This is a genomic window from Ruegeria sp. K7, from assembly GCF_056531785.1.
Window position 1 is genome coordinate 66529 of the sequence record NZ_JBQFMJ010000007.1, and the last position, 22821, is coordinate 89349.

At 55.7% G+C, this 22821-nt stretch carries 14 protein-coding genes; 2 read left to right on the forward strand and 12 right to left on the reverse strand.

Annotated elements, in window-relative coordinates; translation table 11 throughout:
* Positions 1-355 precede the first annotated feature (355 nt).
* Together ACR0FE_RS13000 and ACR0FE_RS13005 are read right to left on the reverse strand one after the other, a co-directional pair.
* Positions 356-712: a hypothetical protein gene (locus ACR0FE_RS13000; protein ID WP_480913104.1), complete on the reverse strand. Its 357-nt coding sequence runs from the start codon at positions 710-712 to the stop codon at positions 356-358.
* Positions 713-1326: 614 nt separating this feature from the next.
* Positions 1327-2148, reverse strand: a complete 822-nt coding sequence (locus ACR0FE_RS13005) for a methyltransferase domain-containing protein (RefSeq protein WP_480913106.1) — start codon at positions 2146-2148, stop codon at positions 1327-1329.
* Positions 2149-2585: 437 nt separating this feature from the next.
* On the opposite strand from ACR0FE_RS13005, the gene ACR0FE_RS13010 reads away from it, so the two are divergent.
* Positions 2586-3227: a carbonic anhydrase gene (locus ACR0FE_RS13010; protein ID WP_480913108.1), complete on the forward strand. Its 642-nt coding sequence runs from the start codon at positions 2586-2588 to the stop codon at positions 3225-3227.
* Positions 3228-3229: 2 nt separating this feature from the next.
* Here the strand turns inward: ACR0FE_RS13010 and ACR0FE_RS13015 are convergent, their stop codons facing one another.
* The 10 genes from ACR0FE_RS13015 to ACR0FE_RS13060 form a co-directional block, all read right to left on the reverse strand.
* Positions 3230-3364, reverse strand: a complete 135-nt coding sequence (locus ACR0FE_RS13015; RefSeq protein ID WP_480913110.1) for a hypothetical protein — start codon at positions 3362-3364, stop codon at positions 3230-3232.
* Positions 3365-3495: 131 nt separating this feature from the next.
* Positions 3496-4173 (reverse strand): hypothetical protein, encoded by a 678-nt coding sequence (locus tag ACR0FE_RS13020; protein WP_480913112.1) that lies wholly within the window; start codon positions 4171-4173, stop codon positions 3496-3498.
* Between the two features lie 331 nt (positions 4174-4504).
* Positions 4505-5527, reverse strand: coding sequence for a nucleotidyltransferase family protein (locus ACR0FE_RS13025; protein WP_480913293.1), 1023 nt, complete (start codon positions 5525-5527; stop codon positions 4505-4507).
* 145 nt (positions 5528-5672) lie between these two features.
* Entirely contained in the window at positions 5673-8036 is a 2364-nt protein-coding gene (locus ACR0FE_RS13030) for a hypothetical protein (RefSeq protein WP_480913114.1), read from the reverse strand.
* Entirely contained in the window at positions 8033-9247 is a 1215-nt protein-coding gene (locus tag ACR0FE_RS13035; RefSeq protein ID WP_480913115.1) for a hypothetical protein, read from the reverse strand. The genes ACR0FE_RS13030 and ACR0FE_RS13035 overlap by 4 nt, the downstream gene beginning before the upstream one ends.
* A gap of 290 nt (positions 9248-9537) precedes the next feature.
* Entirely contained in the window at positions 9538-11556 is a 2019-nt protein-coding gene (locus tag ACR0FE_RS13040; RefSeq protein WP_480913117.1) for an McrB family protein, read from the reverse strand.
* An 11-nt stretch (positions 11557-11567) separates the two neighbouring features.
* Positions 11568-13157, reverse strand: coding sequence for a coiled-coil domain-containing protein (locus ACR0FE_RS13045; RefSeq protein WP_480913118.1), 1590 nt, complete (start codon positions 13155-13157; stop codon positions 11568-11570).
* Positions 13129-16305, reverse strand: a complete 3177-nt coding sequence (locus tag ACR0FE_RS13050) for an AAA domain-containing protein (protein ID WP_480913120.1) — start codon at positions 16303-16305, stop codon at positions 13129-13131. The genes ACR0FE_RS13045 and ACR0FE_RS13050 overlap by 29 nt, the downstream gene beginning before the upstream one ends.
* Before the next feature lie 337 nt (positions 16306-16642).
* Complete coding sequence (locus ACR0FE_RS13055; RefSeq protein ID WP_480913122.1) at positions 16643-20086, reverse strand: AAA family ATPase; 3444 nt, start codon at positions 20084-20086, stop codon at positions 16643-16645.
* Between the two features lie 3 nt (positions 20087-20089).
* Complete coding sequence (locus ACR0FE_RS13060; protein WP_480913125.1) at positions 20090-21337, reverse strand: metallophosphoesterase family protein; 1248 nt, start codon at positions 21335-21337, stop codon at positions 20090-20092.
* A 201-nt stretch (positions 21338-21538) separates the two neighbouring features.
* Here ACR0FE_RS13060 and ACR0FE_RS13065 point away from each other — a divergent pair, with 201 nt between their 5' ends.
* Positions 21539-21940 carry an XRE family transcriptional regulator gene (locus tag ACR0FE_RS13065; protein WP_480913127.1) on the forward strand — a complete coding sequence of 134 codons (402 nt, stop codon included), beginning with the start codon at positions 21539-21541 and terminating at the stop codon, positions 21938-21940.
* The last annotated feature ends 881 nt before the right edge of the window (positions 21941-22821 follow it).

Here is a 22821-nt window from a genome sequence, read left to right on the forward strand (position 1 = left end):
TGTGAAGTCCCCAACTTTTTTCCTCCCATACCGGCGTATCTCGTTTCCTTTGTTAATCGGGATTGCACAGGTTTGCTGTCAAGCGAATGGCTGGAGATGGGGCAAAATAAGTCGCACCTCCTGCGAGTGTCAGTGTCAGGTTCGATTTGATCCTTTTTAGGAAATTTCCAAGCACCCCTATTTCCTGCTCGTCCAGCCCCGACAGAAAACAATCGCGAATGCTTTCGCCCGACGATTTCAATTCTGGCAAAAGCGCAAAGAATTTGTCGGTCGCAAGGAGGCGGTGCGCTCTCCGGTCGCCGGGGTCGGGTCGACGTTCGATCAGCCTATCAACAAGCTTTCCAGTTGCGGCTGTCTATAGTTCGAGCCTTTTTTCCAATCCCGTCTGGGTCAGTCCTTCATTCTGAGACAGTATCCTGATCGCGAACCATTTCAGGCGGGTCAAGTCATATGGTTTCAGTGTCTCATCAATCCGGAGCTGGATGAGATGAGCGATGCTGGAAAACATGGACCCGACAATATCGTCTTTCTTTCGTATCATGGGTGACATGTCAGCACGCAGGCATAATATCTGCTGGCAAATATTATGTGCTAACTTCTTATAGGGAATATGCGCCGTGCGGAGCTCGCTGCCGGTTTTTAAATGGCGTATGGTGGCTGGTTTACCAAAGTGAACTAAATTACAGGTTGTTGGCGCAATATCTTTGAGCATGGGATATTAGGTGCCATTGTCGGTGCCGCAGCATTGCTCGCCCGGCCGCGTCGTTCACGCCCTTAGAATCGATTATCGGCAACGGTTTTCTTGTGATAGGCCCAAAACCAGATTTACCGATTTGAATGCGGGCACCTTTGGCTCTGGTGGGGCTCTGTGTCACCGCGTTTTTTTTCGCTGTACATAGCGAATGGCGCAAAAGACCTAGCATCCGCTTCGCCACGGATAGAAAACACAGTCTGGGAACTCGGCGATTTCAGGATTTACCCTCAAAATTGTTGCGGGCATAAAAGGCGGCATTGCCGAAGGACCGGGGGAGCGCCTTCGACGATCCGGCTGATTTGCTCCGCCTCAACACGCATTTGGCTACCGAGGTAAATTCGCTCGCGCAAATGCTCAGAACTTGGGTCGCAAAAACTGGAAGTTTTCAGGATCCGAGGCCGGCGGCCAAAACAAAACCATCGCATAAACCGTGATCAAACCCGCCAAGATGAACTCCGTCGGTTCACAAGCCCGGTTCACCTGGGTTCTGGCCCGAAAGGTCAAACACAAAATCACATGCCTCGGCAAACTCATGACGTGGAGTTGTGGTGTTCAACCCGTGCAGTCAGAGCTCAGGTTTTCTGGGCGACATAGGTATAGTTGTTGCACGCTCCGAAGAATGTCTCCTCGTTACTGGCCCGGTGCTGCGCGGACAACCAGTCGGCGGCCTCACCTTCGCACATATCTCCATTGCGCACGACCAGCGGAATATAGCTATCGGCCAGGTTCAGAAAGAATGAACCATTCCGGGCTTCAGCGAAAACCTCGGGCAGGAAATGCGTCAGTTTCAAGCCATGCCGCGCAAGGACTGCGGGCATCCTGCGCAGGACCAGAGGATTGGCAACCACGGCATTAAGTATCATGTTGACGACTTCACTATTGCGCGCCGCATTTCCGGCTCCGAAGGTCAGGTAGGCGTAGTCGCCGTCGAAGACAGCGACCGCGCCGCCAGGGCGCACAACCCGGGCAGCTTCTGCGATCACCGCATCTGGATCGCTGACATGGCTGACAAGTGTGTGGGCGAGCACCACGTCATAACTGTTATCAGGATCGGGCAGGGCATGGGAATCGCCGGTCCGGAAATTGACCCGCCCTGCAAGGCCTTCTTCGGCGGCAAGGCGAGTCGCAGCCTCGACCAATTCCGGGCTGTAATCTATTCCAGTGATCTCAGTGACGAGCCCTTCACGTGCTGCCAACGCGCGGGCGACTACCCCGGTGCCGCAGCCAAGATCAAGCAACGTCTTACAGAACCCGAGGTCGATGTGTTGTAGATATGCTTCGCGCATTCTGACAAAGACCGGGTCGCGTCCGCGAAATTCCAGCCGGTCGACAATTTTTTGGACCCCTTCAGGGCCGAGACTTCCGATCGACTGGAAGATATCGTTGCCGCTCATAATGCTTTCATCATAGGCGATTTCTCCAAAAATGCACCCCAAGGCTGATTTTGGCAGGCTTGGAAAAGACCGATTTCCCAACGCCAGCCATGCCGGATCACGGCGTTCGGTGGGCCCGGATTAAGAGAGCGCCCTAATAGGTATGCGGCTTTGGGCTTCTGTACTGCTTGCCGTAGTGTTGACGGCCAATCACGTTACAGTCGAGTAGGGCCAAATTGTCCTGCCAAGAAGGTGCCTTTCGTGAAGCCAGGAAGGTGAACGGAAATTGTTGGGTTTGCCTGCGTACAGTTCGGCCGGTGCATAAGATGCGAGCCGGGATGATGGGTGCAAACTAACTTGTTCAGATACGCAATATCCATTACTTGGCCAAACCAACACTCGACGAGCGCAACTCACTAGGCTTTCACATACGCGCGATCAAAAAGGGAACACCCAGCATGACAGAGTCAATCAAACTACTTCTTGAAGGCAACAAAGACTGGGTAAATCGCATCAAAGATGAAGACCCTGGCTTTTTTGAGCGATTGGCCGAAGGCCAGTCACCGGAATATTTGTGGATCGGATGTTCCGACAGCAGAGTGCCCGCTACAGAGATTACAAATTCTCTTCCCGGATCAATTTTTGTTCAGCGCAACATTGCAAATCTTGTGGTTCACACCGACTCCAACCTGCTGAGCGTTGCCTATTTTGCGGTTCACTATCTGAAAGTGAAACACATTATTGTCTGCGGGCACTACGGATGCGGCGGAATCAAAGCAGCAATGAGCAATGAATCGTATGGTTACTTGGACAATTGGCTTTTGCATCTAAAGGATGTCTATTCGCGCAATCGATCTATTCTGGATGGGATTGAATCGGAAGAAGAACGCTTGGACCGTTTCACCGAACTCAACGTCAAAGAACAGGTTTCGAATCTGGCAAAGCTGTCATTCATTCAAAAGGCGCGGGAAGGTGGTGAGTACCCCCGGCTGCATGGATGGGTTTATTCGGTTGGTGATGGACTTATCAAAGACTTGAAGGTTAGCCCTGGAGCAATCGAAAGCCTCGAGCCAATTTACAAGTACAACAGTGACGCCTGAGTTTAGACACCCGCAACGTCGACGTTCACGCTGCAACAGCGGCGACTGATAGCCTGATCCTCGGCAATCAGGGTTTCACCGATCAGTATCATGACTTCGAAATCAAGGCTGGCACCGCAGGTCGCACCGCCATGCACGGATCTCGCGTCGGCCAGCGCGAAGACGGTTGGGGCGCAGCCTGTTTGACGCCCCCGCCCGAGCTACCTGGGCGGCAAAACAGGTGCGGTCTCAACCCCCACGCTTCCAGTAGGATAGGTTGCCGCAGCCGTTACTGTGCCTTAAAGCGCCGAAAACCCAACAACCCCATAAGCCCGCCGATCAGCAACAACCCGCTGGCGGGCAGGGGTACGGCGGATAAGCTGACATTCAGATTGTCTACCCAGAACTCAGAACACCATTCCTCACACCAGACCGTATCAGGCCCAACTTGGTCATAGTCGGTAAATCGAAGGGCGCTCGGAATGTTCAGCGACAGCTTCAGGCTGTCAATGTTCGCAAATGAGCTTGTGAAATTCAACACGCTCCACAGGGTAGGTCCGACCGACTGAGTAGCCACTACCGCGCCGTTTCTGATCCCGTCAAATGCTAGGTACGGAAGTGGGGCTGTGCCAGTATAAGCCCAGGCTGTGTGGGCTCGGTAGTCATCTACAGGGGCAGGTCCAGAGCCGGACTTGTTCAGCAGCGACCAGCCGCGAACGTCAATCTGATTGGGCGTAAAGGACGCGCCGTTAAGAGCGCTGATCGATGACGATAGAATCCCGCTGTCATCGTGCAAGGCGAGATGATTTCCGGTCAGGTAAACGGTGCTGTAATCATAGATGAACCCGTTTGAAGTTGCTTTGCTTCCGCCCGCACTTGGATAAGGCGGGTTATGGTCGAATGTGACGGTTAAAGCACTAGCCGCGTTTGCAAGGCACACGGCGGCAGCCGCAAATATCATTTTCATGAAATTTCCCCCCTAATAATGCAATTAGCCTAGCCGGGTTTTCTCATTTCGCAACTTCTTGGGTGTGCAGTCTGAATCCGGGGGTTTTCGTTACTTGTAACAGAAACTCTGGATTTTCGAGAGGCGCAAAATCAACACAAGTGTTTGATTTTATTGGTCGGAGTGAGAGGATTCGAACCTCCGACCCCTGCCTCCCGAAGATCGGTGCAGGTGGCCAAGTTATTGATTTTTGGTCAAAGGAGCCCTGTTTTTCAGGCTGCTTTGCCAAGCAAACCAACTAAGACACGGTTCGACAGGTTCATTGAACCTGAGAGCACTGTCTACATGCGCGTTAATCCTGCAGTTCCCGTAACAGCCGCTGCGTTTTCGGCATGCGGTCCAGGCTGGCCTCAATCCTAGAACGCCACTTGGGGCCACGAGAGAGTGCATCTTCGTAGGCGTCATTCAATTCATCAGGCCGATCCTGAGCAAGCACCTCGACTAGAAACGCGGCCTGTCGTCTGTCCTTTTCTGCTTTGAGGGCATTTTCACCGGGACGGCGACGGTCCGCGACGATCAACTTGTGGATGGCATAGCGTTCTGGCTGCGGGATTTGCACCAAAACGCCACTCCGGTAGGTTACAGCAGCGTTGATAGGCTCCGCGATGAGGTAGTTCAGATGGTGCAGTCCTTGCGCATCCACTCCCAAAGCGGGCAGTTCGCGCACATCCTCATCCTCACCAAATGATGGAGTGAGGAATTCTATCAGCGTGTCGCCTCGTGTCTGTTTCCAACGCCAGGTGCGTCCGGCCGTGAGACTGGGCTGCGCCATGAAGTCGAAATCGCGGAACACATCTTCCAGCGGTGGTGATGCAGTGTCCTCCAGCACCAGCGACAACCTGGAAAAGCTGGCGATGTCGATGTCATCCGTGTGAGCGGTCATATCCATGTCGAAACGCACACCCAATTCACCTTCGTAAAGGCGGAAGGCGTGCGTCCCCACTATGGTGCCGCCTAGACGAAATACGCCAGACGTTGCCATCGCAGAGAGCAGGCTGCCCGTGGCAGCGTCCAGACCCAGGAAACCTTCTGCTCTTAGGAGCCGCACGAGGCGCGCCCGGTTGCGGCGGCGGTCTTCCTGTTGGGCTTTCAAAGTTTTGTGCAGTTCCAGCCTGCCGTGCAGTTCCTCACAATCCTCTCCTAAGTAGTGCTTTTTGACATCGGAACCGACCCGGTAGGTGTCATACCAGTAGGTCCTGTCGTTGCGTTCGACTCGTGTGGGGGTGCCTCGGATGTCCGAAACAGAATCGTCCCGCAGTGAACGCAGGAGATCGTGATAAGCGGCATGTGCTATGGATGAATGGCGCGTGAACATCTTGGCTTCCACTGTGCTCAACGGATTTTAATTTTGTTGAACATTGCGTATGTTCAACAAAAAGTAAAGATGTTGAACACCACGCTTTTAAGGGATATTGTTTGGCTCTGTCACGCCAATTCTCAGACTACCTGCGCGCTCGTGTTCACGTTCCACTTGCTCCATAGATATCCAACAATAGGTCAGGATTCGAACCTTCTCCCGCCAGTTCTGACTTAAGGTCTTGGAGGATAGGCAAGAACTTCAACCGCCGCCTTTGGAAATTAGTATTGGCCCCACGACGGGCCTTCAGGTCGCGCTCTGTTTTCTCAATGATAGCCAAGAGGTCATCCGCCAACGGGTCGGCCCCGATCACCAATGCTGTAGGATCAACGAGACGCCATCTTACCAGGCCTGCAAGTAGGAAAGGCGCGTAGTTGAACATTGTATATTGACCGCCAATATTACGTTGGAAGTCCGCAATAGTCCTCTTGGTCAGCTTCTCTACGTCTTCTCGTTTCAAGTAAGATGGAGCGGTGTCAGAACGAGACAGCATGAACGCCATGGCCGCGCTTTGTCGGTTCCAGATCCAGTCCTCAATTGACGAAGTCAGAAGCAACCGCATTGCTCTCGCTTCGTCCTCTTCACTTCCTACGATGCGGCCAAGGCCCTGATATACGAGAACCCAACTTGCTTGATGTTTGACGAACGGGTGGTTGCGCCCGGACGCTTCAATACAGTCCATCAGCCACGTCGCGACATCGCGCGGGCATCGGCGGAACTGCCAACTCAAGAATTTGAGAGCCTCGTTGTCTTCCGTTCCGTAACCGCTTTCGCCCCTCAGGCGCTTTTCAGTAACCTCAAGCGCTTTGCTGGTCAGAATTTCAAACCGCTCAAGGGTTTCTGCCGCGATCTCAGGAGGCACGTCGCCGTCACTTGAGATGCAGTATTTGCCAAATGGACGCTGTGAAAGTTTTTGCCGAAGGGTCGCCCAATCCGTGCGGCTACGATTAGGTTCGGATTCGAGCAAAGTTAGCATACCCGCGGAACGGTCGCTGTCATGCCATGCCTCCATGCCGCAGGGAAGAACCAGACGTTTGGGAATTGATACTTGCGTATCCAAACTCTCTATGATCTCAGACCAGGGCCTTTCCTCTTCCAGTGCTTCATCCCAATCCACCACGAAATTCCGCCCCAAGTCCGGCGCTTCCATGAGGATTCGCGCTCGCCCGGCGGCCGGCTGCTGTTCTACCCAAAGCGAAACGGCGGCTTGATGCTTCAGGGGAGTTCCAAGCGATACGCTTGCCTTTCGAGGCCAGGGAGCTTCTTCTTTCCGCAGGAATACTGAGACGCTCTCCTGCCCTGCCGGAATTGCGAGAGATGCTGCTTCAGGGCTTCTGTAAATCCGACCTGCTTCGAGCGTTTCTTCTTTCCGTATAAGATCGAAATTCTTTGCGCCGTCCGATCCGAACACGATGGTGGACAACCGTGGTAGAAAGTCGAAGAAGATCGGTTCCCCGTCCCCGGCTCGGCGTGCTGCTTCCAACGCACCTTCCGCAACAGCCGTTGCGGGAAGTGAATGCACCTCAACTGGCGACGCTTCTTGGATAGCATCACTTAAGCGTTCCTTGAGCCTACCTTCCGCCAGTGTCTCAAAGAGAACGATGTCGCAATCGGCCAGACTAAGCTCTGAACACGGGATACTGACCGCTTCAGACGCATCATAATTGGTAAGGTCCAAGAGTTCCCAATCACCGTTGGGCACGCGGAGCATCTCAGGATAGCAATCCATCCCTAAGCCAGCTTTCCCGACCGAATTTGCGATCGCACGATGAGCTGTTCGCGCCGAAAAACCCTCGGTTCCAACAGCGGCGTGGCGGGCACATTGGAAAAGGGACTCGTATCCAGCGTCGCACGGTATTTGCGCAGCGGCTTCGCGTCTCTCCGGAGCGAGAACATTCCTGGCGCTTCGAATACGCAGTTTTTGAACAGACAAGCCTCGGCGCTGATGGGAGACGACGCCTACAAGATGCCCTTCAGTAACCTGATCGCGATGAATGGCGAACAACGCGGTAAGAACAGGCCGCCAGACCAATGCGCCATTGCGGAACTTCCCTCGAGCAACTGCTTCGAGAAGGTGCTCCTGGATGACCTCATCGCCATCCGGGCCCTCATCGATCGAAACGACCGTGTTTGCTGAACCGCTAGCAGATCCCAAAAATGCCTGAGCGAGTTTTTCGACACCGTCATCCTGCATTTCCAGCAGTGACCGAACGGGAATGCGTCTTCCTTCTGACCCGACATCCCCCCAACCACCACCGCGACCATGCGGAGCAATGTCAGCCTGCGGTCCTCCGATCCAACCTGCGAGGCGGCTTTCTCCGATCCGCACAATCGACGAAAGCGGGCCACTTGGGACGATGTCGGTAGGCCCAATGATTTCGTCTTCACCCGGAACAGAGTGCCAATTCTTCGCGACGAAATCCCTCCATCCGTTGAGGTCGAAACCGCATAGTTTTCGGTCGGTCATGTTGCGACCTCGTATAGCTCACTGCGAATAAAGTCGCGCACCGCTTGGAATCCCTTCGAGAGGTCTTCACCGGCAGGGCCTATGGCGATTGCCGTAGCGCTCGCTCTCCCATAAGCTGCGCTCTCTCCAGCTGCGACTCCACGTGCTGGGGTCATGATCAGCCCATTCCGTAAAATTTCCGTCTGAGCGAGGGGCTGGATTTGGTGAAGCAGTTGAGCTGCCCCCTGCACAGCATCCTTGAGGTCAATTCTACGCATCGCATGTGGCGTCCATACCGCGACCCTGCGCGGAAGGTCAGCCCGTTTTGGATCGGAAATTCTGAGGGCGACGTGCGCTTGTGCCGCGCTCAACATGATTCCTGGTCGCTCAGGGCGTGCTTGGACTTCAACAATGCGGTTAGTGTCGCGAAGCCAAAAGACGGCGATTGGCCGATCCTGATTGAACCAGCGTCCAACTGTTGCCTCACCGCTCCACGAAATCGGCGACTGAGCGACAAGTTCTGCCTCTTCCAATTCGTCGATGGCAAGGATGATCGACAGAACAGAAAAATCCGTCCAAGTTTCGGCCTGCCAAGCCCAAAGATCATCTTCAATTTTTCGGCGTAAAAGAAGCCTAAGCCATCCCTCATGAACCTCTCGATAGTTGCGATCTTGAATGAGCACATAGTTTGGCTGGACGCCGGCCGACGCGATCATGACACCAAGGTCACTGAGTGTTCGCGACAATACTCGACAGGCCTTTCTAAAAGCCTCAACCTCTTTGTAGCGAACACTGTCCTTTGCACGAGGGTGCTCACGGGTCCATTCGCGTGCAACATCTGCGGCAAGACGCGTGTAGGCATGCAGCACACGGTTCTCGAGCGTATCGAAATTCTCACGGCGAACCGTCGCAAGAATTCGTTGCGAAGAACCTGCACGTTCCGCAATGTTTCGCCCTGGCTGTCGGCTAAGCCACACCATCGAGGCCCGATCCATCTCCTGCACCCGATCAAGGGGAGTCAGCTCCCTGTGCCTACGTAGAACCCGGCGGATGCGTTTTTCCAGATCGCGAAGCACCGGAAGCATGCCGCGCGCCTGCCGAACGATCTCTGCCATTTTGGGCTCGGCTTCATCCTCGGCACGCTTCCAAGCATCCCTCAGGCGCCCCCATGTGTCGCTCGGGTCTTCAATCGCTTCTTCCAGCTCTTGGATGCGCGCAAGAACTTCGTTCATGTGCCGAAGGGCCTCTGCGCCTTCTTCTTCATCCGGAGTGGCAGGATCGTGCCCCGACCTTGGACGCACCGGGAAGCCCTTACGCGCAGGCCCGACAGCTTCCTCACGCTTTGGATATGGAAACAAAACTGTTCCGGTATCGTTACCTCGGACGTTTCCTCTCAAGAGCGTCACGTATTCATAGCCGCCTGGGTTCGCCCCTTGGTAGCTACCGATCAGACTGTCCTCGGGACCAAAGGCTTCGTCCTCTCCAAAGGCTTTTGTTGCCCATGGACGGGCCAGAAACCGCATCAACGCGTGACCCCACTCCACACGAACTGTCCGGTTGCCTCGGCGAGGGACATTGACTCACCGATCGCTTGCGCCAGGGCGTCGTCCCTCAGATCGCGTTCCACAAAGTTTATCAATTTTGAGAATTGGGGACCGGCCATATCTGTTTCCACACCCCGGAGTTTCGGGAGAAGGCGCATCTCGACCTGATCCGCGAGAGCGTCGTCGACACCACGGCCGCCTTCCACCTCTGGATAATTCGCTGCGTAAGCCATGATGGCACGTCCAAGCCGATGCCCGAAAGGCCGTTTGAAGTCCCGCATCAGATCAACCATTTGTTCGATCCGGCTTGTGACACTCCGGTCACCATCGACAGACACACTCGACCGCCCCCAGCTTTCCCATGTCTGTTGAGAAAGAGCCAACGTAGGCTCGACCGTTCCTTCTGCCCGTCCGTCCTTGATTTTCCTCGGGGCGGAAAAACGAATGATATTCGCACGGTCGACAACTTTGTCGGACAGCGACTGCGTGCTTTCATCCTCATTCATCGTTCCCGCGAACAAGAGGTTGTAACCCGGAAAAATCCGGGGTGGCCGTTCCATGTTCGGAATTTCCAGCTCGATCTCAGCGTCCTTGCGTTCGTTTGCATCGCCGACATCTTCGGGGCGGGGGCGGCTTTCCAGCCTGCTGAGGAAATCCGAGAAGTAATATTCGACCCTTGCAAGGTTCATCTCGTCCAGCAGGATCATCATCATGCGATCCTGTTCCGCGTCGTCGTTGTTCAGCTCGTCGAGCGCCCAAAGAGCGCGCGCCATGTCTGTGGGTCGGAACTTGCCTTCAATGTAGTTGTAGAAGCCCATCAGGTCCTGCGGACTGTCCCAACGAGGCTGCACCGGAACTTGCAAAAACCCGATGCCCATACCGGCCGCGTATTGACGTGGGAGCTGGCTTTTGCCGGTCCCAGAAATGCCGGCAAGGACTGCCATCTGGGTCGTCTCGTTGACTTTCATAGCTGTATGGAAGGCACGAAGCGTGCGAGCAGGATAGTCGAGACCTTTTGCGCGAAGGCGCCGTTCGACGCGTTTGATGGCATCCGCCTCGTTCTCTCGGGGCGCTTTGTCCCACGTCCTCATTGCCGTGATGACTGGTGGCGTTTCTTTGAGTTCGCGGAGCGAATCCGTTTCTCCGGTTTCCCCGTCGACAGTTCGACCTTCTCGGCGAGCTATCTCGGCCTTGAGGTGCGCCAATCGAGCGTCAAGCGCGCTCCTCGTTTCTTGGAGAGTTTCAATTTCCCCCTTGTAGCGACGCGTCTCTTGGTTCATCGCGGCTACTTCGGCATCCAACCGGGAATGTTCGGTATGGGTCGCGGCCAATACTTCGTGTTCCGATGCTATGCGGCTTTCCAATTCCGCCAACTGGCTTTCTTGAGACGCTTTCCGACCTTCCAGCCGCGCATTTGACGCCTCGAGTTCGAATAAGCGCTCTTCGAGACGAGAGACCCTTTCTTCTGCTTCTTCGAGCTTCTGCTGTTGGTTGCGAAGCTCTTCGACACGCTTGGAAATTCGGTCATGATCTCTCTTCAAATCATCAGTGCGCTCGATAAGCTCTTCTGCTTTTTCCAGACGTTCCTTAACCTCCAGATACTCCGCCCGCAGCGGAGCGATCTCCGTTTCGAGTTGCTGGCGTTCGACAACAGCGTCCTCTGTTTCCTTGCGAACAGCTGCAACTTCGTCCCGGCGTTCTCGGAGGCTCTCCCATTCTGTGAGGAGCTCCTCCTTCTGACGCCGCAGACCGTCGACCTCAGCCTGGATATCGGTGACGATGGCCATCGCTTCTCGGCGTTTCTCGACTTCTGCTTCGAGGTCGTCCATGAGCCGCTGCTTTTCTTCAAGCCGCTTCTCGTAAACGGCAAGCTCCTCAATCGGGCCTGCTGCCGTTACCGCCCGGTCGTGGCGGGCGGCCAAAAAAAGTTGAACCACGGCGAGCAGTATCAGGACACCCGCAATCGCCAGCACAAGTATTGTATTGTCCGTAAGCATTCTCGGTTACCTCATTGATCGTTGCTCGATGGATCAGAGTTGTCAGACTGAGCGTTTTCACCGGTGCCAGCGCTTTCACTCATGGTTGATACTGGTTCCTGGTCCACTGGCTGTCGGTTCAACAGTTCCGCTCGTGTCTCGGAAAGTTCATATTCGGCAGCAGCGAGAGCCTCTCTCAAACGCCTGAGGTCAGCAGTCCGCGCGTCCGAAAGTGCCTCGATTTCCTCAAGTTGAGTGCGCTCGGCTTGAAGGGAGGCTCGGGCGGCCTGCGCCGCAGTCGCGGCGGTCTGCGTCTCCATCTGGAGTTCGTCGTGTCGCTGTTTGAGGCGGTCGACTTCGGCCTTCAGACTGGAAGCTTGTCCTGTGAGATCAGCAACACGCCCGAGCTCTGTTTCCGCTTCTGTCGTGATCGAGCCCAAGTTGGCCCGATTTTCCTGAACCCGCCTCTCGAGTTCGGGCAGCACTTCCTCAAGTGTCGCTCTACGTGCTTGCAGCTGATCTACCTCAGCCTTCAATTTGCTGAATTCCGCACGTTTCTCGGAAAGTTGGGCCAGCTCTTCATCTGCCGATGCGATCTGCGACTGAAGTGTAGAAAGCCGAGCGCTTCGCGTCGATAACAGTTCCTGAGCGATGTTAAGTGCTTCCGTGGTTTCAGCGCGCTGAGCTTCAGCTCGCGTCACCGCGTTCTGTGCGACCTCCATTTCGTTTTGCAATAAAGAAAGTCGCGTCTCTGCACCCAAGACACTTGCCTGCATGTCGGCTTTTCTAGCCTCAAGGTCATCGAGTTCTGAATTCAGATTTTCACGTTGAGCTTCTGCGGATGCTACCTGTTCTTGACGCGCGCGTAGCCTCTCCTCGGCAGCAACGGCCTCGTCTACCCTGGTCGCCAATTCAGTTCGTGCACTTGCTATATCCGCATTCAAATTGGCGCGGCTCTGTTCGAGACGATCCGCGTCATTTCGCATTTGTTCGATTCGACGCTCCTGCGCACGAAGGTCTTCAACCGCGGGCGCAAGTCTATCCACTTCACGCTGGAGATCAGTCCTTCTCTCTTCAAGGCGATCGACAACCAATTGCGTTTGATCGACACCCGCAGACAATTCTTGCTCTCTCTCTTTGAGGGTCTGCACCTGGCCTTCAAGGTCGACCACCTCTGTTGCGAGGCTATTTCTTCGCTGCAAAGCCTGATTAGTTTCGCGCTCAATTCGTTGCGCATCCGCAATCGTTTTTTGTGCTTCGGCCAAACGGTCTTGCACTGCAGTCAATTGGGCCTGGCTTTCTTCGAGACGAGCCTGCGCATCCGCCTCTCTCTGAGCCGCGCTTTGCCGGCTGCTTTCGGCGCTCGCGACTTCTTTAGACAAACTTTGCTTCTGGTCAGAAAGCTCGCGAAACTGCTCACGAGCAAGAGCCAGTTGCTGTTGCGCGGATTGTAGTTCCCCGGTGTAGTAGCCGAGATTTTCCTCGATACGGCCATATCGACGGTCGAGGGAGTTTACTTGCAGGACGAGAAAGCCCGAGGCAAGGATGGCCGCCCCACCCAGCCCCAACGCAACTGCGGTGTTCCTGCTCGACTTATGATAGGTCTTGTTCGACTCGGTCAAGACACCCCTCCATATCCCTTGAAAGTTCATCCACCCAGAACCGGCGCACCCGCCAACCCATGGACTTCAGTTGATGATCGCGCCAGAGATCGGACGTCTTTCGACGTCCGTCCGGGCTTTCGTGCCATCTGCGTCCGTCGACCTCGAGGTCGAGCTTTACACCATTCGCTCCAAACAACGCGAAGTCGAGCCTTCGCCCAGCTATTTCGTGCTGGGGCTGCGGATCCAGACCGCGGTTCTTCAGAGCATGGTAGACTTTGCGTTCCCAATCGCTGTCGAAGACACCTTCGCCTCGTTTAGTTCGTGCTTCCGTCGCCCTCGAAGCGAGCTTGGCCAGCGCCTTCGATTGCCCTGAACGTGCAAAATCGAGATCGCCGAAGATCATCGCAACCGCCCGGGCCCGCGAAATCGCAACGTTCAAGCGACGTGTATCTCGCTGAAAGAAGGTCAAGCCAGATTGCGGGCTGCGTGGACCGACGCACGGCGAGAACATGATGAGATCCCGCTCCTGTCCCTGGAAACCGTCGACTGTGCCAACCTTAAGCTCGCAGGCAATGCGCTTGGGTCCATCCAGAACGGCATCGACCGCGCTCTCTATAGCGGCCACTTGGGCGCGAAACGGCGTTATTACCCCGATGCTTCCCGTGTATTTGTCTTCAACGATCAGCTTTTTTAGGTGGCGAACAATCGCGGTCACTTCCGACGAATTGACGTTGCCCATTTGCGGGACCGCGGGCGCAGGAACATGTTCCCATGCGAGGCCTGCGCGCACCCCTTCTGGCACTCTCAGACGCCTCGGGTCATACGAGGTCTGCAGCTGGTTGCCGTAGAAGTTCTCGCTGATGTAATCGACGATCGGGCCCGCCGAGCGATACTGGTGCTTCAACGTAATCCTGTTTTCGGCAACAGACACGCGCGATGCGAAATCGAATAGTGAACGGCGGCTTTGTGCGAAGCGCCCCATTTTGGTAACCGGCAGACCTTGAGCCTGCATCAGATTGCGATCCTGAGCCTGACCGAGTTGCGGGATGAATGACAATTGTCGATCGTCCCCAACAACGACCGCCCGCTTGGCGCGCGCCAGCAACGGAACGGCCGTCGCGATGTCGCATTGGCTCGCCTCGTCGAAAATCACGAGGTCGAACAGCCCGTCATCAAGGGGTATGCGTCGAGGCGTTCCCAAGATTGACGCAAGCCACAAGGGCCGATGTGAAATGAGGACGCGGGAAAGGTCTGTGGGGGGATGTCCCCGCCCACCGTCGAATGTCCAATCATCGTAGAGTTCTGCGATTTCGCGTCGCTCGTCCTCCGGGAGATGTGTCCGGGCAGACAGAATGCCAGGCAGGAGTTTCTCGGTCGCTTCCCGAATCTTCTCGCCTAAGGCGATCGGGTCGTCAGGCGTCCCAAGCGCATCGCGTTCAGATCTTTTGTCGGCCAGTGCGCTTTGAAGTTCTCTGAGGCTCATCCCGGGACGAGACGAAGCACGGTCTGTCGCCGACGTTTCTTTGGCGAGGCGCTTGGCGAAAAACGAACCAATCCAAGAGACAAAGCGGAGCAGGGGACTTTGTCTTGGTCCAACGTCTTCAGGGTCTTGGTTGTCGGGTCGCCCGCGATCCTCTCGGACTTGAATGCGGTCCAGAATATCGGAAATTTCGCATTCCAAATCCGTGATCTTGTCGATAATGCTGACCATTTCGCTTCTTGCGATCGCGTCGCTTTTTAGCTGGCCCAATGCAAAATCGTCAACAGGTGCGTTGCGCGTCACATTTTCGCTGTCGATGAGCTGTTTGAGGGCGTCCTTGAAACCCGTATCCGTCTCTTCATTCGGGTTCAGTGTCCGGATGGCGAATGGGACGTCCGGAGCAAGAGAGCCAAGACGGTCTTCCACAGCATCAAGCGCCTGATGGTTCTTGGAGGCGACGAGAACACTGCCGCCATCTGCAAGCACTGACGCGGCCATAGATACGATTGCTTGGCTTTTGCCAGTCCCAGGCGGACCGGTCACGACAGTCAAAGTTGCTTGGCACGCTGATCGAACCGCGCGCAACTGTTCCTGGTTTAGCGGAACTGCGTCGATTGCAGCAGCCTTGTCCGTGCCGTCTTGAACGTCCAACCCGAATACCGCGCCAAGCGCAGTCCTCTCAAGGCGGTCCTTCGGCCATGTCGCAATCGCATCCAGGTCACGAGCAGCCCCCGCGGTGAAAGAAGAGTCAGTCGGAAGGAAGATCGCAGCACTGTCAAAAATCCCTTGAGCCGAGGCATCGAGCTGAGTGGCGAGGTCCGCGCCGACAACGCGACCACGTATCTGACTGGCAACGGCAATCCTTACCTTCTCCACAAAATCGTGAGCCCGCAGCCCCAGCCCATCGTCCGCAAAAAAAAGGTCAGCGAGGTCGTCGCGCTTCCAACCGCTGGCACGAGCGGCACTTTTAACCCAATCAGGGTTCACGAGGACATCATCGGCATCAATTGTCAGGATTAGCCAGTCATCCTTCCGGTCCCAAGCTGCAGCGAACATGCCAACGGGTTGGAAGACAGGAATTCCGCCACGTCGTCCGACCGCCATCGGCCAGCCCACTGCGAGCGCGTTCTCGTGACCTTCCCTTCGCACCAGAGCCTCTCGAAAGACAGGATCAATCGCGTCGAGTTCGATTGAAACAGTTAGAATTCGCCCTTCTTCGGGAATGATAGGGCCACGCCCAGAGATCAACGCCCACTCGATTCCATGTTTGTCGAGAACCTGGGTCGTGGCTCCTCGTGGGTCGGCACGCAAGGCCGAGCGCCAATATCTCAGCAGCGCCTGCGGATCGGGAGCATCTGAACTTTCGTCCTCTTGATCAGGAAGTTCGACAGCCGTCGGTTCCGAGGAGAATGAAGCGTTGGCAGCGTGAATGACATCAACGAAGCCCTCAGGTCCTCCACCTTTCGAAGCCGACACGCTCTCATGTCTGGGATTGAAACCATCGACCTTTGCACGCCAACGACCGTCCCTGCCTTTCGCTATCAAACCATCGCGAAAAAGAGTCTCCAGTTCGCTCAGAGTCGCAAGCCGCTTGTCATGTGAGAAAGCCGCGCCAACGAGAACAAGCAATTCTTCTGTCGTCCGACCTCGCGGAAAAGCCCGAACCGTCTTCAAAACCAGTGACATGCTTCAGGCCTTCTACCAAGCTGGAATCCTTCGGACAACCGAGACAGGATGTTTGAATAGCGTCTGCTGCACTTAATACTACAACTGACAACGAAAAATTAGTTTCAAAGCCCAACTCTCAAACCAGATAGACATCAATTCTCAATACTTTTCAACCGACTGGGCGCACATTCACCTGAATCCGAATCAACAATCGACCGTCTCAGTTAGATTTGTTGCAGAATGCATACCTGTGTAGAAGTAACATCGCCACCGCGACCAAGTCTGTTGCGGCATACTTGGGTAGCCTCCTTGATCTCTTGCATATAAGCGACGGCGCTTTAACGGTTTCGACAACTTACTCATTTAGTTCGTGAATACACACAGAGGGGCATATATTTCTCGCGATGTCGCAGAGATGCACGTGATGAGTCAGATAGATCACCTGACCGCTTTTGCTCATCTCAGCTAGCAGGCCGAAGGCCTCGGCGGTGCGGTCGTCGTCGAAGCTTTCCATGATGTCATCGGCAATGAACGGCACTGGGCCGTTGTTGCGAGCAAACTCGTGGTAGCCTGCAATGCGTAGCGCAAGGTAGAGTTGAGCCCGGGTGCCGTCTGAGAGTTGGTCAGCCTGCTTCGAGCCGCTCCCGGCCTCCAGTGCCACCAATACCTCGCGTGAGCCATCCGGCTGTGCTGCAAGGCCAGAATAGCGGTCCCGCGACATGATGCGGAATGCCTCTGATGCGCGTTCGAGCATGCCGCTGCGGTGAGTGTCGCGATAGCTCCTGAGAGCGGCGTCGACCGCCAAGAGTCCCAACCGCTGTCGTAGGTGGCGCCGAGCTCCGTCCTCAATCTCAAGCAGTAATGTCTGGCGCTGCTCTTCCAAACGAGCAACTGCGTCATCTCCACCGACTGCTTCGACGGCGTCTTCTGCTTTGCGGAAGCCGTCCTGCGCCTCTTCCTGTGCTGTTCGCAAGGTTTTCAAGTCGGTCCGCAGACTGTCGGCGCGGGCGGCGAGCGCATCGACGTTTAGGTCACGCAATTGCTCACGAGCTTCTTCAACTGTATCGCATTGCATCCCTGCACAGAGGTCTTCGGTCAGTTCGCGCTGAGTTTCACGCAGCTTTGACAATTCGCCTGCTTTCGTAAGCGCATCGCGCGCTTCGGTCCAAACTTCGACCCCAAAGTGACGGCAGAACTCCACGGTCCGATTGCGATGAATCTTGGCCTCCCCTTCCAGCTCCGAAAGGGAATTTCTTGCCGTCGTCAAGCGTTCTGATAGGCTGGCTCGTTGAACTTCGCGGCTCTCCGCTGCGCGCTGCCTTCTGGTAATGTCTCGCCACAGATCGGTCACTGGCAGACCGGAAAGCATGTCAAGGCGACCTGCCAAATCGTAAGCCGCTTGTTCAAACCTCTCGCGGTTGGATTGCATCGCCGTTATCCGGTGGGTCAGTTCAACAATGCGTCCCTGATGTTCACGTAGTTGGTCGAGCTCTTCAAGTATCGCGCGCATCTCGTCGACAGCGGGCGGAGCACCAACCATCCAGGTGTCGGCACAGGCGGCCTCCCACTCCGCCTGCCATGCTGTGCGCGCGTCGTCAGCCTCGAGCTTGCTGCGCTCGCGCCTATTCAAGTTTTGGCGGGCTTCGGCCTCAGCCTCGCTTAAAGCCTCGACCTTGGATACTTGGTCTAACAGTGATTGAGCCGTTTCAACACAGAGGGCTAAGCTCATATCATCTGGTATTGCGCGGCCCGCCAGTGCCAACGCGTTCGAAAGATCCAAACGCGCTTTGGTAACGGCCTGCACACGCCGGGCAAGATCTCGCGCTTTGTCATCGCGCCTAATCAAAGCATTTTTTGCTGCGTCGAGCTTGGCGAGCCAGGCTAGGAAGGTAGGCAGGTCGATGTCGACAGGCAACGCAGAGGAGACCTTGGCTGCGATATCGGTAAGCTGTGTTGCTAGGTTTTCGCACAGCTCGCTAGCCTCGGCCGATTGCACTTTGGAATCGTCAACTTGTCGTTCGGCTTCGATCAACGCGCGATCAGCCTCGGAAATCTTTTCCAGTTGGGCGCGCTGATCCGCAAGGGTGGCTGTCACCTGGTCGTCGAGGCGCATCGCCGACTCGAAACGCTCTGCCGTTTCATCCGTGAGATTTGCTCGGTGATGGGACCATTCAGATTCCCGGCATTTTCGCACGTGAGCTGCCTCTTCCAGAGTAACAGCTGCGCTTGTGCCGATGGCATCGCGTCTAGTGCGCGCCTGGGCCGCAGTATGTTCCAGTTGCACCAGCCGATCATCCGCCCTGTCGGCCGCCCTTTCAGCCTCGGCCATGCTCGCGCCGAGTTGTTCCAAGTCAGCGCGATCTGGGGGTGTCAAATTCGCCAGCTTGTCCTTGTTTCCGGTCCAAGGGGAGAGCGCTGCCAAGGCCGACTCCAATTCCGCTTCCATCTCTTCGAGCTCGGTGCTTGCTCGGTCGTGCGCGCCTAAAGGGTCTTCGCGGCGAAGGTTTTGCACCAAACCGGCCAACCCACCCAAATCAGACACGCTTCCCCCTGCCTCACGTAAACGCCGCTCAGCGCGCGCTACGTCATCTTGGGCAACCTGCAATTCCCTGGTCGCAGCATCGCAAGCGGTTTCCACACCTGAACTTTGCTCGATCAATGCGCGCAGGCGCCCAAGGGTTCCTGCTTCTGGCAGTAGCGTGGTCGGATCCGCCTCGACTTGCCCCAGTCGAGACAGACAATCGTTGACTGCTTCTGTCTTGGCTTCCAGCTCTCCGCGCCGCTTGGGCAAGTCCTCCAGCGCCGAGTCATGGGCCGATTTCAACAGATCCGCCGCTTTGATGTCGTCGCTTGCATTCAGAACAGGCTCGTCGGTTGGGAGGTCGTTCAATTCAGCTTCCAAGCCTGCCTCAGTCTTTTTCGCGGTCTCGAGTCGAGTAGCAATGGCGGTTTCCGTGCGGTCTAGTTCCGGAAGCTCGGCCAGCCATCCCACGGGAGGTTCTGGTAGCGCTCCGTAGCTAGCGATCTGTGTCTCCAGGCGGTCCAGCCGCGGTAAGAGCGGCATGGCGGCGATCCGGCGGTCGGTTTCGATCACATCGGCTTGAGCGGCTTCAGACGCCTCGCGCGCCTGGTGCCAGGTATCTTTGGCGCGGTCGCGTTCAGTTGAAAGGCGGGCATACTCGGCAGCCGCAGTGTCCAATTCCTTAATCTGCCTTCCCAAATCGTCGTAGGCTGCACAAAGATCTCGCAACGCACCCTTGCGTCCGGTCCTGTTCAAGAAACCCTCCGCCTCTGCATTCAATTCGTCCAACTGTGCCGCCAAATCGGTCATCCCGGCGCTTGCCTGAAACAGCAACTCACCGAGATCCCCCTTGCTGGCGAGGATGCTTTCGCCTCCTTCGTCCAGGGTTTGCCGATTGAGCGAGAACATCGCTGCATAGGATGTGCGGTCGAGTCCTCGCAGACCGCCATGCAACAATGCTTCACCTAGCGGTTTACCGCTTGCGTCAAGCAAAGAATTGTCACGTTTCTTGACCCGAAGCAGTTCATGCGTCTGCCCGTTGATGTCTAGCACGGCCCCTAATTGCATCGACGGGTAAGGGTGAAGAAAGTCCATGCTGCTTCGAACAGGGATCTGGAAGAGCATGTCCAGCCAGCCTTCAAGCAGGGTGGATTTTCCGGCCTCGTTTGCACCGTAGATCACGTGCAGGTCGGGGCTTCCGGGTGTTGGAACGGGAAACGACAGGCTCAAATCAGTGAACTTGCCAAAACGTGTGAGGTCGAGCCGGTTCAACCGCATTGTTCAACCACCAGTCTCTTCGAGGCGCGCAAGCACTTCCATTGCACCCTGCTGCATCGCATCGACAATAGTTGCGGCCGTTTCTTCCTCGCTATCACCCAGGAGCCCTCGCAACTCGCGCGGAAGATATTTTAGCAGTCGTTCCACGTCTTCCAAAACAGCCGGATCAACCGGGGGAAGACTTCGCTGAGCGATTATCTGAGCTAGTTCCTCTACCGCGCCTCCAGTGGACGCATTGCTGGCGGCGGACAACGCAAGCTCGATCTTGTCGATCCAAAGCGACCCGATCGGCTCGGTGACATTCTGTGCTTCCGCGAGTAGAAGGTCGAGGTCACGTCCCGCTCGCCAGGCCAGTGGTGTCGCTCCAGTCAGCACAGGCCGGACAATCAGATGTTCGCCAGCATGTTCCCGCCGTGCCGAGCGCAAAGCATGCTTCAGTGACTCGATAAGGTCAGGCCAGTCAGACAATTGGTGGCAGTCCACCTTGAGCCGTTCGAACTGGGCCACCGCAATGTGACGCTCCTCCAGTTCGACCGAACCGTCATCGGCGACAGAAACTAGCGTCACCGACTTGTTGCCTGCCTCGCCGATGTCGCGCCCCTGAGGAATTCCTGGCATGACGACAGTAGTTGTGCCGGCGTCAACAGATCGTTGGTGGATGTGTCCCAGCGCCCAATAGTCGAACGCCGTAGCTTTTAGGTCGGCCAGCGTGCAAGGTGCGTATGGATCATGTCCCTGAGCCCCGCCGAGGGACGTATGCAACATTCCGATATTGAAAGCCCCCATCACCGGCGCTCCAAAATGGTCCAACAGAGTGTTTGGTGCATGGGGGTCACGAAATGAAATTCCGTGAACAGCAACTGAATGATCGTTCCAGTAAGTCTCGACGACCTGGGCTTTGCCTGGGAAAACCGTCACGTTTTCCGGCAGGGCCAGCTCACGTGTGATCTTAGATGCCGCGTCGTGGTTGCCACGGATAATGAAAACCGGAATGTCCGCTGCGTCTAAGCGCTCCATCTCTAGAGCGAGGAAACGAGCGGTTTTCATTGATGTTTGACTGCCGTCATACAGGTCGCCGGCAATCAGCAGCGCCTGGACATCTTCAGACACGCACAGATCGACCATCCGCCTGAATGTGGTTCGGGTGGCGTTCCCGACTACTTCGGCCAGTGCTTCGTCGCGCATGGCTAGAGACTTTAGCGGTGAGTCCAAATGAATATCAGCAGTGTGAACGAACCGGAAGGCCAACATATTCCCCCAATAAACACTAAACCTATGAGAGAAATTGAAACTACGACGTCGTGACCGTCAAGGCGGAAGTATTGAGCTCGCTTTCTATTAACGAGAATACGGGAACACAAACGGCGTATCGTTTCCCTCGGAATCCCCAATCATCCCTTCGCTATATCGAATACATGCAGCGAGTGCTGCGTCAATTCTGAGAGGATAGCGATGACAAAGAAACCGCACTTAGACACCCGGATGGCGATGTATGTCGAACGCCGGGTGCTCGAACTGAAGCCGACCAAGAGCCAGGCGGAGATCGCGGCGCAGGCCGGTTATGTGAACCAGAACATGATCACGATGATCAAGCAGGGCCGCTCCAAGGTGGCACTTGATCGCGTTCCGACGCTGGCTGTTGCCCTAGAAGCGGATCCTGCTTTCGTGATGCAGCTTGCCCTGGAGCAGGCGATTGGCCGGACGGCTGCCGAGGCAGTCGTCGAGGTGTTCGGTGAACCTGTCACTGCAAACGAAGTTGGTTGGTTGCAGGCGATCCGCAAGGCTTCCAGCAACACCGATCCCAGGCTGACCAGCAGGTCAAAGGCCGCGATCAACGCGATATTCGGGAGATAAGATCCATGTGTGACCAGAAAGACGACCTGACATTGAATGAGCGCGCCTGGTTGCGGTTCCTCCGTGACGTGAGCAACGGAAGCGATCCTGAGCCTACGTTGCGGCGGGTGCAGCTTCTACGTCACCTCTGTGCAGCTCGGAGAGCTTAGAGTTAACCTGTAACAGCATGGCGGCGAGGAATGGCTGGTTCGTCCTACCTCCCCGGATCCCGCGATAACATCAAAAGGTTGCATAGGGTTGACAAAGGTTTACATCGCGCCGGCCGGGATAGAAGGAATGTAAACCTTATACCTCTCAAAACAGCCGATTTAGGGCCAAAAGGTTTACACTAAGTTTACATTAAGTTGACAGGTTTCACCCGAAATCAGGATTTTTCCGGAGAAATGTAAATCTTTGAACCAGAGAAACCCAATAAAACATGGCTCTCTGAAAACAACACATCCGAAGACAGGCCAGAAAAGCGCGCGCAGTGACGAAACTCGGGCTGACGACACCTGCCACACGGAAGAGAACGAACGCAACTCAGGCTAGCGCACAGCAAGGCTCAGCATAATCCAAATAGAGAACTAACGCGCTCGAACAAGCCAGGTAGACTATTGAGCGGCCCTAGCGATGAAAAACCGACGATCAGTCCTGGAGCAAAATTACATGTCCCTAGAGAAGAAGTCGCTCAAGATGACCGGGGTATGCCTAGGAGGCGATGGTTTTTCTTTGATCCCTTAATCGGCGCGGTGATCTTTAGAATTGAGAGAGAATAGGTCGTCGGTAGGAGTGCTGGCTGCAGACGACCCGGCCACGTTCACCTGATCCTTGTGCAGGTCAAAGCTCCCTATGCCGCCCAAGCGGTTTTTGGCGAGCCGCTGAAGCGCGGTCGACGGCGT

Coding starts and splice junctions, on each gene's coding strand:
- ACR0FE_RS13000 (WP_480913104.1), bottom strand. CDS start 712: ATGCTCAAAGATATTGCGCCAACAACCTGTAATTTAGTTCACTTTGGT.
- ACR0FE_RS13005 (WP_480913106.1), bottom strand. CDS start 2,148: ATGAGCGGCAACGATATCTTCCAGTCGATCGGAAGTCTCGGCCCTGAA.
- ACR0FE_RS13010 (WP_480913108.1), top strand. CDS start 2,586: ATGACAGAGTCAATCAAACTACTTCTTGAAGGCAACAAAGACTGGGTA.
- ACR0FE_RS13020 (WP_480913112.1), bottom strand. CDS start 4,173: ATGAAAATGATATTTGCGGCTGCCGCCGTGTGCCTTGCAAACGCGGCT.
- ACR0FE_RS13025 (WP_480913293.1), bottom strand. CDS start 5,527: ATGTTCACGCGCCATTCATCCATAGCACATGCCGCTTATCACGATCTC.
- ACR0FE_RS13030 (WP_480913114.1), bottom strand. CDS start 8,036: ATGACCGACCGAAAACTATGCGGTTTCGACCTCAACGGATGGAGGGAT.
- ACR0FE_RS13035 (WP_480913115.1), bottom strand. CDS start 9,247: ATGAACGAAGTTCTTGCGCGCATCCAAGAGCTGGAAGAAGCGATTGAA.
- ACR0FE_RS13040 (WP_480913117.1), bottom strand. CDS start 11,556: ATGCTTACGGACAATACAATACTTGTGCTGGCGATTGCGGGTGTCCTG.
- ACR0FE_RS13050 (WP_480913120.1), bottom strand. CDS start 16,305: ATGTCACTGGTTTTGAAGACGGTTCGGGCTTTTCCGCGAGGTCGGACG.
- ACR0FE_RS13055 (WP_480913122.1), bottom strand. CDS start 20,086: ATGCGGTTGAACCGGCTCGACCTCACACGTTTTGGCAAGTTCACTGAT.
- ACR0FE_RS13060 (WP_480913125.1), bottom strand. CDS start 21,337: ATGTTGGCCTTCCGGTTCGTTCACACTGCTGATATTCATTTGGACTCA.
- ACR0FE_RS13065 (WP_480913127.1), top strand. CDS start 21,539: ATGACAAAGAAACCGCACTTAGACACCCGGATGGCGATGTATGTCGAA.